General features: G+C 39.2%; 14 protein-coding genes. 3 read left to right on the top strand and 11 right to left on the bottom strand.

The window, feature by feature from the left end; translation table 11 throughout:
- Positions 1 to 7 precede the first annotated feature (7 nt).
- A complete protein-coding gene (gene asnS, locus QOL76_RS17175; protein ID WP_283414193.1) occupies positions 8 to 1459 on the top strand; it encodes an asparagine--tRNA ligase in 1452 nt (483 codons plus the stop codon).
- A gap of 48 nt (positions 1460 to 1507) precedes the next feature.
- On the opposite strand, the gene QOL76_RS17170 is transcribed toward asnS, so the two are convergent.
- The 11 genes from QOL76_RS17170 to QOL76_RS17120 form a co-directional block, all read right to left on the bottom strand.
- Positions 1508 to 2695, bottom strand: coding sequence for an MFS transporter (locus QOL76_RS17170; RefSeq protein ID WP_283414192.1), 1188 nt, complete (start codon positions 2693 to 2695; stop codon positions 1508 to 1510).
- 62 nt (positions 2696 to 2757) lie between these two features.
- Positions 2758 to 4227 carry an NAD(P)H-hydrate dehydratase gene (locus QOL76_RS17165; protein WP_283414191.1) on the bottom strand — a complete coding sequence of 490 codons (1470 nt, stop codon included), beginning with the start codon at positions 4225 to 4227 and terminating at the stop codon, positions 2758 to 2760.
- A 2-nt stretch (positions 4228 to 4229) separates the two neighbouring features.
- Positions 4230 to 5543, bottom strand: coding sequence for an MFS transporter (locus QOL76_RS17160; protein ID WP_283414190.1), 1314 nt, complete (start codon positions 5541 to 5543; stop codon positions 4230 to 4232).
- Between the two features lie 64 nt (positions 5544 to 5607).
- Complete coding sequence (locus QOL76_RS17155; protein ID WP_283414189.1) at positions 5608 to 6072, bottom strand: ExbD/TolR family protein; 465 nt, start codon at positions 6070 to 6072, stop codon at positions 5608 to 5610.
- Position 6073: 1 nt separating this feature from the next.
- Complete coding sequence (locus QOL76_RS17150; RefSeq protein WP_283414188.1) at positions 6074 to 6709, bottom strand: ExbD/TolR family protein; 636 nt, start codon at positions 6707 to 6709, stop codon at positions 6074 to 6076.
- 1 nt (position 6710) lies between these two features.
- Positions 6711 to 7040, bottom strand: coding sequence for a hypothetical protein (locus QOL76_RS17145; RefSeq protein WP_283414187.1), 330 nt, complete (start codon positions 7038 to 7040; stop codon positions 6711 to 6713).
- Positions 7041 to 7096: 56 nt separating this feature from the next.
- Complete coding sequence (locus QOL76_RS17140) at positions 7097 to 7903, bottom strand: MotA/TolQ/ExbB proton channel family protein (protein WP_283414186.1); 807 nt, start codon at positions 7901 to 7903, stop codon at positions 7097 to 7099.
- Positions 7904 to 8571: 668 nt separating this feature from the next.
- A complete protein-coding gene (locus tag QOL76_RS17135; RefSeq protein WP_283414185.1) occupies positions 8572 to 10158 on the bottom strand; it encodes a glycoside hydrolase in 1587 nt (528 codons plus the stop codon).
- A 108-nt stretch (positions 10159 to 10266) separates the two neighbouring features.
- A complete protein-coding gene (locus QOL76_RS17130) occupies positions 10267 to 11043 on the bottom strand; it encodes a LytR/AlgR family response regulator transcription factor (protein WP_283414184.1) in 777 nt (258 codons plus the stop codon).
- Positions 11040 to 12077 carry a sensor histidine kinase gene (locus QOL76_RS17125; RefSeq protein ID WP_283414183.1) on the bottom strand — a complete coding sequence of 346 codons (1038 nt, stop codon included), beginning with the start codon at positions 12075 to 12077 and terminating at the stop codon, positions 11040 to 11042. Before QOL76_RS17125 ends, QOL76_RS17130 begins: the two co-directional genes overlap by 4 nt.
- Positions 12078 to 12123: 46 nt before the next feature.
- Positions 12124 to 12864: a hypothetical protein gene (locus QOL76_RS17120; RefSeq protein WP_283414182.1), complete on the bottom strand. Its 741-nt coding sequence runs from the start codon at positions 12862 to 12864 to the stop codon at positions 12124 to 12126.
- 407 nt (positions 12865 to 13271) lie between these two features.
- Here QOL76_RS17120 and QOL76_RS21240 point away from each other — a divergent pair, with 407 nt between their 5' ends.
- Both QOL76_RS21240 and QOL76_RS17115 read left to right on the top strand, forming a co-directional pair.
- On the top strand, positions 13272 to 13577 hold the full coding sequence (locus QOL76_RS21240; RefSeq protein ID WP_346771419.1) for an NAD(P)/FAD-dependent oxidoreductase: 306 nt from the start codon (positions 13272 to 13274) through the stop codon (positions 13575 to 13577).
- A gap of 2 nt (positions 13578 to 13579) precedes the next feature.
- Positions 13580 to 14578 (top strand): NAD(P)/FAD-dependent oxidoreductase, encoded by a 999-nt coding sequence (locus QOL76_RS17115; RefSeq protein ID WP_346771418.1) that lies wholly within the window; start codon positions 13580 to 13582, stop codon positions 14576 to 14578.
- Positions 14579 to 14613 lie beyond the last annotated feature (35 nt).

Below are 14613 nucleotides of genomic sequence, written 5' to 3'. Positions count from 1 at the left end.
TCACCAAATGGCATTTAACAAACGAGTCAAAATCAAGACCATCCTGGACACGAATCCGATTGGAACAGAAGTGACGCTTATGGGCTGGGTACGTACAAAGAGAGGAAACAAACATGTTTCATTCATTGCACTGAATGACGGCTCTATTATTACCAATTACCAAGTGGTGGCTGACCCAAATTTGATTTCTGAGGAAGTCTTAAAAAAATGCACCACAGGCGCTTGCTTGAAAGTAACCGGAAATGTGGTAGAGTCTCAAGGAGCTGGACAAAGCTCTGAGCTAAATGCTACAGCAATAGTAGTATTAGGCGAAGCTGATCCTGAGAAATATCCGCTACAGCCGAAAAAGCATTCCATGGAATTTCTTCGGGAAAATGCTCATTTGAGAATGCGTACAAATACTTTCAGCGCAGTGTTCAGAGTAAGACATGCATTGGCTTATGCTGTACATAAGTATTTCAACGATAAAGGCTTCTTTTATATACATACACCTATCATCACAGCATCGGATGCTGAAGGGGCTGGTGAGACTTTTAAAGTAACTACGCTTGACTTGCAACACCCTCCAAAGACTGCAGAAGGAACAATCGACTACAAGCAGGATTTCTTCGAAAGAGAAACTAACCTAACTGTATCCGGTCAATTGGAAGGTGAATTAGCAGCTATGGCTCTTGCTGATATTTATACGTTTGGCCCAACTTTCCGTGCAGAGAATTCAAATACAACTCGTCACTTGGCTGAGTTCTGGATGATTGAGCCTGAGATGGCATTCTATGATGCAGAGGACAATGCTGATCTAGCAGAAGATTTCTTGAAATATGTGATTCAATATGCCTTAGATAATTGCGCCGAGGATTTGGCTTTCCTTGACGCTAGACTTCAGGAAGAAGATAAATCCAAGCCAGCTGACCAACGTAGCGAAATGAGTTTAACCGATAAGCTGAAATTCGTAGCAGATAATGACTTCGTGAGAATCACCTATACGGAGGCAATCGAAATTCTTAGAAACTCTACTCCAAATAAAAAGAAGAAATTCACATACCTGATTGATGCATGGGGAGCAGATTTGCAATCTGAACACGAGCGATTCTTGGTAGAAAAACATTTCAAAAAACCAGTAATCCTTACCGACTACCCGAAAGACATCAAGTCTTTCTACATGCGTCAAAATGATGATGGAAAGACTGTTGCTGCGATGGATATCCTTTTCCCTGGAATTGGTGAAATAGTAGGTGGTTCACAGCGTGAAGAACGCATGGATGTGCTCACCGCTAGAATGGAAGAAATGAATATCCCACAGGAAGAAATGTGGTGGTACTTAGACACGAGAAGGTTTGGAGCTACCCCTCATGCCGGGTTCGGGCTTGGCTTTGAGCGAATGGTACTCTTCGTCACTGGAATGGGGAATATTAGGGATGTAATTGCATTCCCTCGAACTCCAGGAAATGCAGAGTTCTAAAAAACATACTATACTACTTAAGCCTGATAGAAATATCAGGCTTATTTTTTAGCTCACTACTTTGATTCTTAGGGCAAGCGGAATACATAGCAGACTAAATGCAATGGCGATATATCCTACCACATTATAATGGGTCAATTCTCCAGCAGCATTTTCACCAATAATAATACCTGCTATCAATGATGCCATACCAGTTGCTAATTGTTGCACTGCGGAATTAAAGCTTAAAAAACTCCCCCTATTTTCAGGCTTGGCAGTTCCCGTCACAATTGCCGCCGCTGGCACATATCTTCCATTAGAAGTCACAAAGAACATCGTGGAAACCATCAGTACAAAAGGAATGGGAGTAACACCCAAATGGGTAATGATGGCAATAGGGATCAGATTTAGAAGCATGAAAATGATAAAGATCTTCTGCTTACCATACTTATCAGAAAGCTTCCCAACCCAAGGCGAAGTAAAAATCGTAAATGCTCCACCTGCCATATAGATGTAAGTAAGTTGTAGCTCAGTAAACCCAACATTTGCTACAGTATATGGACTCAAAAAGGGAATTATCATAAACTGTCCAAACATCATCATCACAGACAGAGTAATCGCTCTCATCTGGTTAGAATCGCTTGTAACTCTTCGAATTACTACTAAAGGACTTGGTCTTACAATATCATTTTTTAAGTGCTCAGTGATAGTTGGAATATATTTTACAATCATAGCAAGGCTCACAACAGACAAGCCCGTCAAAATAAAAAATGGTGTATGCCAATCAGACAAACTAGCTAAAAACAGACCAAGCGGAACGCCTACGACTGACGCTACTGAAAATGCAGCCATTACTAAACCCATGGCTCTCCCTCGTCTGGAATCGGGGATAACATCGCCTATGATAGCTAAAATCAAAGCTGATGTCAAACCGCCAAATAAACCTGAAATCACTCTTGCCACCAATAAGACTGGATAGCTAGGAGATAATGCACAACCTAAAGTAGCAATAGCAAAACCAATATAAACCCAGACCAAAATCTTTTTCCGGTCAAACCGATCCAGAATGAAAGCTCCGAAGAAACTGGAAATACCAGCACTAAAAGTATAGCAAGATACCAAAAGGCCAAACTCCCGGGGCGAGATACCGAAGATCCGCATGAGCTGAGGCCCTAAAGGCATCAAAATCATGAAATCGACAATATGAATAAAATTGATGGCCGCTAAGGTCCAAAGCAGAAGCTTCTCCTTGTTCATAATAAAAATGGATAGTTGAGAAAACCCCAGATCCCCGTTAAAGTTTACTTAATTACAATTATTCAGGAAATATTCAGTTGAAGGTAGGTGTCTGGAATGGCTTCAATGATATCACTTGCTATCATAGATCTTCTCTTCTTTCTTGAAGCTAATTCTCCTGCCAAACCGTGATGGTACACCCCACAAAGCACCGCATTTTCTGGAGGATATCCCATTCCCAAATAAGAAGTGATCATTCCTGTAAGCACATCTCCTGCCCCACCTGTCGCCATATACTTATTCCCCGATGAATTCACTATTTGACGTCCATCCGGCATACTAATCACGGTATTTGCTCCTTTTAGCACCACAATCAATTCATTCTTAATCGCAAATTCCTTTGCTTTTACTATTCGCTCTAAGTGATTCTGAGCAGTACCTACGAGTCTCGTGAATTCACCGATGTGAGGAGTAAGAATCGAATTCTTCGGAACTAAGGCTACTAAATCTGAATTTTTAGCTAATAGATTCAAAGCGTCAGCATCGATAACAATAGGCTTATTATAATCATGTAAAAACTGTCGGAATAAACGTGCTCTATTTTCAATCCCCCAACCTGGACCAATCCCCACCGCATCATAAAACTCAGGATTTGGGATCAGACCCCAAGATGCCATCGCTTCGGGAACTGCCGTTTGAATAACAAACCGCTCAGAATCCTCCATGTGACAGGTAACCAAGCCTGACCCAGTTCGCAATGCACTCTTTGCACACAAAACAAGTGCTCCCATTTTCCCAGGACTCCCCCCCACTAAAAGCACTTTTCCCATTTCTCCTTTGTAACTAAACCGATTAAAATCTTTATGAAGAGGAGCAATATCCAACTCTTCGAGATAAAATAAGTCTGAGGCAAAATCTGAATACGCTATAGGAAGCAAGCCTATTTTCAACACCACCAATTCCCCTACATATTCGGCATGCTCTGGCAGCAAAAGTGAGAGCTTTGGAAACTCAAAGCTCACAGTAATATCAGCACGAACAGCAACCTCAGTTAATAGACCATCCGAAGGCAATCCAGAAGGAACATCTATACTTATAATTGTTCCCTCAAATTCATTTAATTTATTAACAATCCGGATTGCATTAGGTCTAAGTTCTCCTTGCAATCCAACTCCTAAAAAGGAATCAATCAGTATATCGTCTGGAGAAAACACCCAATCTTTAATATTAGAAAGAGAAATAGAACCTGGGAGCTTGTTGAAATTAAAACGGGCATCTCCACTAATTGAATCTAGAGAATCAAAACATTTTAAAATGGAGACAGTATAAGAGTGATTTGTCAAAAGTCGGGCTATTGCAAAACCATCGCCACCATTATTACCTTTCCCTACTGCAATTTGGATTTTACGCTGCCGAGAAAAATTCTGAGATAAAAACCAATTAACAAAAGAAACGCAGGCATTTTCCATCATCTCGTGACTTTTCTGGCCACTCAATTTTAAATGTAGCGCATCAAGTTCTTTGACTTGGCTCCCAAACAATATCTTTTGCATAACTATACACTTTCAATTTCAAGCCCTTTTTTAGGGATTGTAACTAAAAGTAAGAATCCTAAGCCAACAAGAAAAAATATCCCTAAGGAAAGGGCAGAGTTCCGCATACTTCCGGTGATTTGTTCTATAAATCCATAGGAAAAAGTACCTAAGACAATCGCCATTTTTTCAGTTACATCATAGAAACTAAAATACGAAGCGTGGTCTGTGGTATCTCTTGGAATCAATTTGGAAAAGGTAGATCGTGAAAGAGATTGAATCCCACCCATTACTAACCCAACTACAAAGGCTAATGCAAAAAACTCATAAACAGTATAGACATAATACGCACCTGCACATATTCCTACCCATATCAATACCATAATTACCAAACTCGATTTATTACCGAATTTCTTTGAAATAAATGCAAACAAATAACTACCTACGATAGCAACTATCTGAATAATCAATATGGTCATAATTAGCTGGTCGCCGGGCAACCCAAGTTCTTTATCCCCAAAAGTAGCAGCTAGATACATAACCGTTTGGACACCCATCGAATAAAAAAAGAAGGAAGCAAGAAAGCGATTCATCACTTTTATCTGCTTTACTTCATTCCATACCTTACGTATTTCCTGATAGCCTTTGAGTAAAAATTCTCTTTTAATATCCTTTCCAAAGGGATTATGAGGCAAAATCCTAAAAGGAATCTGAGAAAATCCAGCCCACCATAAACCGGTAATCAGAAATGAAAACCGCGCAGCCATTCCATCATCAGAAAGCCAAAACCACGAAGGAAACTGAATCATAAGCAAGTTAACAATAAGTAAAATAACACTGCCTATATACCCTAAAGCAAAGCCTTTGGCACTGAGTAAATCGTACTTATCTGGAGTAGTGATTTCAGGCAAATACGCATTATAAAACACAATACTTCCTGCATAACCTACACTCGCTAAAACACTAAAAAAAATGCCCCACTCTAGGTTATTTCCTTTGAAAAAGAAAAGGGCAATACAGGAAAGAGATCCAGTATAAGCAAAAAACTTCATGAACTGAAGTTTCTTCCCACTTGCATCTGCAATTCCTGAAAGTATTGGCGAAATCAGGGCAATTATCAAAAAAGAAAAGGATATTGAATAGGAGTACAAAACTGTATTTACTATTTCAAATCCAAAAAAACCAACCTTATCATCAGGTTTCAACCCTTTTGTGACACTATTGAAATAGACTGGAAAAATGGTAGAAGTAATAACTAAACTATAAACAGAATTTGCCCAGTCATACATCGCCCAGGCATTTTGAACTTTCTTCGTGCTTTTAAGAGATGACAGCATATATAACTACAAAAAAAAGCTATCCCGGAAATCGGGATAGCTTTAATATATTCAATAGAATAATTTAATCTTTATTTACTTTGCCTGTAGAAGCGTAAAGAATTCTTCTAGCATCTGCCTCTCTTAGTTCAGTTTGAACATCAGAAATAGGACCCATTTTCACATCTCTATCAGCTTTCATGGAGATCGTAATCAAGCCACGATCAGATTCAGGAAGCAAATCACGCTCTTGATTCACCCACTGAACAATGTCAGGGGTATTCAACAAAGCATCATTCGCTTGAACTCTTGGCTCTGTACCATAAAGAGCTGTATTCTTAGGCTTACCAATGAAGATATAAGAAATAAGCGTCTTTTTCTGAAGCTTTTGAAGCTGGGTAGCTTGAGGAATTTTCTGCTCCACCAATATCTCCTGATCTCTTAACACGGTTGTAACCATGAAAAAGAAGAGAAGCATAAAGATAATATCCGGTAACGCTGAGGTTGGGATATTCTCCGAGACTTTATTTTTCTTTCCGAACTTTCCCATTTTAATTTCCTCCTATCTTATTAGGTTCTGCAATAGATATAGCCATTGGAATTCCTTCCTTGCCTTTATCCTGTAAACTTACTTCAGCATCATTTTTACCAGTCAAGGCTCTATACTCGTCTGTACTTAGGTTAACTCTAGCAGCATAAATATCAAAGTATGCCTTTTTAGCTAAATCAAATACTTCTAGGTATTTATCATAACTGGTACCACGGTCAGTTTTTATCGAAACAACTGCCTCTCCTGGATCATCTGAAGACTCAGGTAGTTTTGCGGACAAGGCTTTCAAAGAAGCAGGAAGCGTATTATAAAGCGCTGCTCCCTCTTCATCTGGAGCACCAAAATTCAAGATGAATGCCTTAATATCTTCATCTAACCCATCAGGATTATCTCTGAACTCACCCTCTACCAACAATTGATCGTTAGCATTAAGTAGAATAGTGTAGATATTTCGCTCATTCAAATCAATTTTCGGAGGAGGATTATCCGGATCAAGCTTCGGAGGTAGAATATTCAATATACCCTTATCCGATGCGATCGTAGTGGTGACGAGAAAGAAGATCAGTAGCAGGAAAGCAATATCTGCCATAGAGCCTGCATTGACCTCCGTACTCATTCTATTTTTCTTTCTGGCCATATTACTTTATCGCTTTATTCAATTCTGTCAATACGATACTCGCTAAAGCAACGATTGCAAGAATGTAGGTGGTTATAAGCATTCCGCCAACTAATTGAGATCCCGCAGGAGTCAAGTTAAATGGAGAAGCTTCAAATTTTGGAAGTACTTCATTGCTTGAAATTGAATAAGCTATGAAGAACAATACAACTATACCAACAATTCCCACTGCAGTTTTAAGCAAGCTTTTTGGATTATCCAAAGACTTGATTAATGGCATTAAAACAGCCACTACAGCACCAACTGCGATTAGGATGTAACTTCCGTATAATAAGATGTCATAAGTATCCATAATGTAGTTTTTCTTTGAGGTTAACGTTTATATTCAGGTTCAACAAAATTGATGGATTACTTTCCAGTCAACTTGTGCTTAACCAAGATGTCAACCAATGTAATGGAAGCATCTTCCATGTCATTAACCAAAGAATCAATTTTAGCTACACAATAGTTGTAGAACAACTGTAGGATGATCGCTACGATCAAACCAGCAACTGTAGTCAAAAGGGCGATTTTAATACCACCCGCAACTAGAGATGGAGAGATATCACCAGCTGCTTCAATAGAATCAAATGCACCGATCATACCAATTACTGTACCCATGAAGCCCAACATTGGAGCTAGAGAGATGAAAAGGGAGATCCAAACTAGACCTTTTTCCAATCTACCCATTTCTACAGAACCGTAAGAAATAATAGACTTCTCTACCATTTCGATTCCTTCTGAGTATCTCATCAAACCTTGAGTAAAGATAGAAGCTACTGGACCTTTAGTGTTTTTAGTAACATCTTTAGCCGCTTCTACTCCTCCTGATTCAAGAGCATCTTCCACTTTAGTCAACAATTTCTTAGTGTTGGTCGTAGAAAGGTTCAGGGTGATGATTCTTTCCAATGCAACAGCAAGACCCAAGATCAAACAGATCAATACTGGGGTCATGTAAAGAGGATCACCTTCGATGAACTTCTCTTTTACAACTTGGTGGAAACTTAGCTCCTCTTCAACGATTTCATCGTCAACAATTGTAGGAGATGCAGCAGGCTCAACTGCTACTGGGGTTGTTTCTTCTTGTGCTGCGGTATCTTCTGCATCTTGTGCGTTAGCGATGACAGGTGCGAAAAGGATGCCTGCAAGCATGAACAAAGCGATTAACTTTCTCATAATGTGGATTTTAAATAGACTTTTGATAAAGGTTAAATGGTTTCTACTCTAGAATCGAGTTTTAAAGTTATCATTTTTTAAATTCAAAAAACAAACGACTCTTTTAGAATTTTGTGAAAAATCAGGCTTATATCTCAGGATTAAGCAAGCTTTTACACGAACGGACGTATTTCCTTTTACATTTTAAAAGATCACATATCTCCAAAACTCGATGGTAAGGTTCTTATTTTTTCTCAGAAAGAAAAATTAAAATGTATCAGAGAGCCAAGCTTTCTTCTTTTTATTTAGAAAACACTCACTAAACGATTATTACACACTGAAACATTTCACAAATGGTCCACAAAGTAATTTTCTAATAGACTATAAGTTGCAAAAATCTTAGAAGAAACTAACTATTCTCATCATTGTAATTAACAAAGTTTAAATATATTAATGAACTCTCCTTACAATTCAAGGGTGATTCTACTATCCAACTTTTTACTACCATGCTCGTCCTCCTCTAATTATCGATTTTAAGAATTAATAAATCTTTTAACCAAGCCCAGATGAAATCAAAAGAAAACGCCTCAATTTAAAACGTAGTTTTATTACCAAACTCTATTAATTTCTGTGATCCTATAATAATTGGAACGAGTAATTGCTGGTGTGGCTTGCAACTACCAACTAAATTAATTGGCAATCAAAGTAACAATAGACCGTGCCGGGATTAATTGAAAACTTTCTTCATTCACTCCCTCCTTCTCTATAAACTCTAAATTGCTAGTCTCTGAGGTGACGTAAACACTGTCAAGCAATTTAGGCAGCTCATCTTCAGTTAGGCTCACCGTCACTGGTTTGCTACTAGAATTCACGATTACTAAAACAGTCTCACGCTTATCCTGGGATTGATAGGCCGATATCAATAGCTCTGAGCCTTGCAGTTGATTATTAGTGATTTCTAAGGAGATTCTCTGAAAACCAGGCCTAATAAATCTACTATAGTTACCTAAAGCCCAAAGCATTTTACTCTCATAGAAATTACCGTCATCTTTCTGCTTATCAATATAAATTAATCCGTCTTTATAGTTATAAGGAGAAATGGCAAGCCACCAATGCCATGCGCTAGCATTCGACACTGTCAAATCATTATGAATAACCCTAGCTAAATAAAGTGCCGGATCTATGCCTAAATCTCTCCCATTTCCATTGATTTCCCCTGCGTTGTCTCCAAGAATGCAGTACTCACTCATCCAATAGTTTAGCCCGGCAAATTTTTCTAAGGTAGAATTAAGACTTTCTCTTGTACTTATTGCCGATTTGTAGGGGGAGGTAGTAAAATAGCTATGTGCAGAAATACTTTGGCTTACATTATATAAACCACCAATAAAGTTGGGAGATTCTGGGTTAAAAAAAGTATTTATCTGATCCCCACGCCCACTTTTATCAGCCTGGGAATACAAGTAGTTAATTTTACCTGCTTCGGCAATGTCAATTTTCGCGGATAGATTATTTTCACCCAATCCAGAATTTAATTCTCTTACGATTGCTGCTATTTGATCATTCCAAAATGGGGTTCCTTCTTGACCTCCATCTGACCAATCCCATTGTGGCTCATTAACTGGACTAATGTAATCAACCGACAGCCCTTTCTTTGAAAGACCTTTAACTACCTCCACCAAGTAATTCGCAAACTCTCCAAACTGTTCTTCAGCCAGGTTTGGCTGTCCATCTTTAGCGTAAGCTTTCCCTGTTTTCGTCATTGAAACAGGAGGGCTATTGGGAAATACCAACAGTTTAGAAACGCCAAAAGCTTTGGCAGAATTAGCAAACCAAACCTGTCCTGCCTGTTTGGACCAATCATAGGATCCATCTTCACTCAAAAAAGATTCTGCTCTCCTCCACTCATCACGAATCCCACTCTCTTTGCCTTGCTCCGCACTTCCTGCACCTATATTAAATCTCCAAAGGGAAAGGCCTATTCCTTTTGGATTTCCTTCTCTATCATTTTCCATACTGAAAAGAAGTTCTGCGATAGCATTTTTCTTTTGATCCGGCCATAGCCCTACGAACTGGGTAGACCAAGCATCCGAAGCTCCAAAATGCTCTATCAACTGGTACCTCGCATTAGAGGTCAAATTTATTTGTATTGGCACCTCAGAAGATTCATGAGAATTTGTCTCCTGTCCATACGAACGATTTGAAAGCAAAATTGCCGGAACGCCAAGTAGAAGCATCACCGACAAAAACCTAATTTTGTCAATTTTTAATTTTGCCATAGCTTGAATTTATATAAAAGTTCAAATGCCTCCGTTAAGAATTTACCCCAAGCCCCAAATTGAGGCTACTTTAATTCAAAATTTTAATGAAAATTAAAGGGAATCCCTTCAACCCGTGGAAATCCAATTCATAAAAGCAGGTGTCGTACTTTGGCTGCACATTAGCAGGTTTTCTGCACCCTTCATTTTTACTGAAACGGCATTTTTACTGTATCGCTCAATACGCTCCACATATTTCTGATGGATCAGTTGGCCTCTGTTGATTCGGAAAAACTGTGAAACGTCCAGTTGATTTTCAACAACTTTGAGCGTAGCTTCTTGGAGCAAATGACGCTTTCCTTGCTGGTCATAAGCCCAAACCACTCCGTTTTCAGCAGAAAAGTAACTGATTTCATCACTAGCCAACAGATAAGATCCTTTGGCATATGGAATAATCCACCGACTCTTATGCACAGGCTTAGTGGCCAACTTACCTTCGAAAAGTTGAGCTAATTTCAACATAGCTTCGGCTTGAGAGTCACTTGAATTACTAAGAAGCTTAAATTTATTCCAAGCCTTTTGAAACCGCTCAAAATCAAATGGCTTTAACAAATACTCAATGCCATTGGTCTCAAAGGCTTGCATCCAAAACTGACTATACGCAGTGGTAAAAATAATTGGACAAGAAAGCGTAACTTCCTGAAAGATCTGAAAAGCATTTCCATCCAGCAGTTCTATATCTGAAATCAACAGGTCCACTGTAGGTCCCTGCTCGAAAAAAGCCACAGCAGATTCCACAGAATCACATTCTCCCACCACTTGCACTTCCTCTGTTAGGTCGTTCAGAAAGCGTCTGATCTTATTTTTCGCAGGAAGCTCATCTTCCACTATCACTACTCGAATCATATATTTTTTGACTTAATCAAGGGCAACCTAACTGTAAATAATGCCTCACTTTCTTCAATAGTTATTTCTTGTGTACTCAGTAATTGAAATTGCTTTTTAAGGTTATCCAAACCTTTCCCATTTCCTTTCTTTTTATATTTATAGGGGCTTTTTGTATTGACAACTGTCAGAATGGAATCTGTTTGAGTCACTTGAATAGCAATTGAAAAACCCGCTCTTGCATGGTTGTGAAGCACCGCATTTTCTACCAAAAGCTGTAAACTGAGCGGAGGAAGCTGATACTCCCCGCCAGTAAGAGCTATAGAAAGCTGGTACCCGTTTCCAAACTTCTGGCTAAGCAGCCGGAAGTAATTCTTGGCAAAATCAACTTCTTCGGCTAAGGTGACAAGTTTTCGATCTGAGGTATCCAAGGCATAGCGATATATATCAGCAAAATCATGGAGAAACCTAGAGGCTGTTTTAGGATCTTCTTCAATCAATTGATCCAAAACATTCAGGTTATTGAATAAAAAGTGAGGATTCAGCTGCTGCTTCAATTGCTGAATAGTCGAATCCGCAAACGCTACCTCGTAGGCAGTAAGCTCCTGTTGATGTGATTGATACTTTTGAAACAATAAATAGGCAAAATAAAAGCCTCCGTAAATAATAAAATTGAGGATATAGTTAAGATTGGAGCTAATTATTAACTCAGGCAGAAAGTTGCGATCAATGGTACCGAAAGTCCAAGAGAACAAAAATGCCACCACATTACTCAGCAAAACCCAGAGAACTAAACCTGTCAAAAAACTAAGTCCTCCCCGCTTCCAGTTCAAAGGAAACTGATCCCCATGAATATGCTTGAAGGAAAAGCGAAGCACTAAGACTATAAGGAAGATATTGAAAATCGCGACAAATACTGCCTCCGGGGTAAAAGTGTAGGCATTCACTAGTTGACCAGGAGCTACCCTAGACTTAATGGAATCTAAATATGCAAAAGCAACTATAAAAAGTAGAAAACCCGGCGATAACTGTAATCTGTGTAAAAGTTGCTTCATGTGTGAAAAGTAAGCGGTGGTAGATATCTACCACCGTCTGATTATCTTATTTTTCTGGCCAAGTGCTGGTTACATTACCTTCGGCGTCGAAAGCCTCCAGCTTTGGATTATTCTCCTTATCTAGGTAAAACATAGCCCTAGGCCTCCCCTGGTCGTCAAACAAAAATAGTCCGTTGTTTTGACTTCTAGACTTTCCAAGCATAATTCTTGGAGCTCCACCGAGCAACTCCATTTTTTGGTATTCCGCGTATTTGGCTTTAAATGCTTCTGGGTCAGAAGCTCGTAATGTTGAGAGTTCAGCCATGATTTCTCTGGTTTTCTCTTGAGATTCTTTGGCAGGACGATCATTAAAAACCAAACTGGAACTTACAAATCGCTCATCACCCCGCTGGGAATCAGTCGTCAACAATTGCATCACCTGATCACCGTCGTACTGATCAAACGTCAAAGAAAGCCCAGAACTATGCCCATTTTCCTTTTTTTCTCCATCGTAGATTAAGCCACCGCATTCTATCCCATCTTCGTTGAAGAACAACATTCCCGCACGCTTTTTCCGGTCGGAATTCGTGTTTCTACCGTTGATTTGATCTGTACCATTAGGGAAAAGCCCGGCATTGGTCACGATCATCTTGACAGTTCCATCTGCCTCAACGATATTAATTCTTTGCACATCAATGGTTTCGAAGGTTTGATTTCCATTCTCCCGAAATGAAGAAAATAGAAAGGTGGAAACGGCCAATCCTGTGGTGACGGCAAAAGTTCTAAGAAAGATAAGTTCCTTGTTCATGTGAGTAGTGTTTGTTTTAATTGATGTTCAAACCTACTCATGAGCTAGGAGTGGAAGAAATGGATTCCGACGAGCTAAGGAAAATACCAAGTGAATGAAGCGAAAGCGGAAATGAGTGAATTTACTACGTTCTCTAACCGCATCCCACAACTAACTCTGCCTCTCTAAAAACATGGGAATGCTTAGAAAAAAAACTTAGTATAAAATATCAAAAAGCCTAAAAGACCACGGTTGTGCTATAGACGAATTAAAAAAATGCGAATACTTTGATGAACCAATTCAAATTGCCCCCTATCAACGCATATTTGTTGAGTCACTTTTTCAAAAAGCTTCTTATGTAACAAATGTTACCTTTTATTGTGTGATATAGATTTAGATTGGTCTGAATTTAATAGACCCTAAAAATCATGAAATCACATTATCAAATCCTAATCATTGGTGGTGGCACTGCTGGTATTATGACAGCTGCTCAATTTATCAAGCAAAAGAATCTCAAAGATATAGCCATCATCGAGCCTGCAAGCACCCATTTTTATCAACCTGCTTGGACTTTGGTAGGAGCGGGCACCTACGATTTCGATAGTACTGCCAAGCCAATGGCTGATGTGATCCCAAAAGATGCCGTATGGATAAAGGATAGGGCTACCGGCTTTGAACCTGAAAACAATTTGGTCCACACCAAAAATAGTGGGGACATAACTTATGATTATTAGTCGTGGCTCCAGGTCTAGTAAATGATAACAGCCTAGTAAAAGGGCTGGGAGATGCATTGGACAAAGGGGTAGTATGTAGCAATTACACTGATCCGAACCACACATGGGAAGTAATTAAAAACTTCAAAGGAGGAACTGCTTTATTCACTCAACCGGCAACTCCAATTAAATGTGGGGGAGCACCTCAGAAAATAATGTATTTGGCGGAGAGCTATTTTAGAAAATCTGGCGTCCGCGACAAAACCAATGTAATCTTTGCCACTCCAGGCACAATCATATTTGGAGTAAAAGAAATTGCAGAAACCCTAATGAAAGTTGTTGACAGAAAAGATATCAACCTTCGATTCCACCATAAGTTAGTAAGCATAGATGCTGAGAAACAAATAGCCTGGTATGAGCTCAACAAGGAGATATCGGAAGGTGGATGCATAATTATGACCAAACCTGAAGACAAGAATCTACTTGACAAAGACTTCCAATACAATTACAAAGATGTCAAAGTCTCTGTAAAAGGGAATTTATATGGCATTCATTATGACATGATTCATACGGCGCCACCACAAACAGCCCCAAAATTCATCCAAGAATCTCCACTAGTCAACGATTCCAAATGGCTAGACGTAGACATCCACACGCTGCAGCACAAGAAACACCCTAACATATTCGGTCTCGGAGATGTAGCTGCCCTACCAACTGCAAAAACTGGTGCTGCTATCAGAAAACAAGTCCCAATAGTAGTCGATAACATCGCACTTTTGATTTCGCACCATCAGATGGGAACCAAGTCTTACAATGGATATTCTTCCTGCCCTCTTGTAACAGATTATGGAAAAATGGTTTTGGCGGAGTTTGACTACAAAAACAATTTCACCCCTGACCCCAAACTAAAATCCATGCTAATTAAAGATAGCTCAAAAGAGCACTGGCGTCTTTGGATGTTGAAAAAATACGGGCTTCCTTACCTTTATTGGAATAAAATGCTGAAGGGAAAAGATGTATAATAACGGTAAAACTATTTGCAACGGCTCACTTTACC

This window comes from Algoriphagus winogradskyi (genome assembly GCF_900182815.1).
Classification (GTDB): domain Bacteria; phylum Bacteroidota; class Bacteroidia; order Cytophagales; family Cyclobacteriaceae; genus Algoriphagus; species Algoriphagus winogradskyi.
The sequence above is the reverse complement of the archived record's forward strand: the minus strand, read 5'-3'. Positions and strand labels throughout refer to the sequence as shown.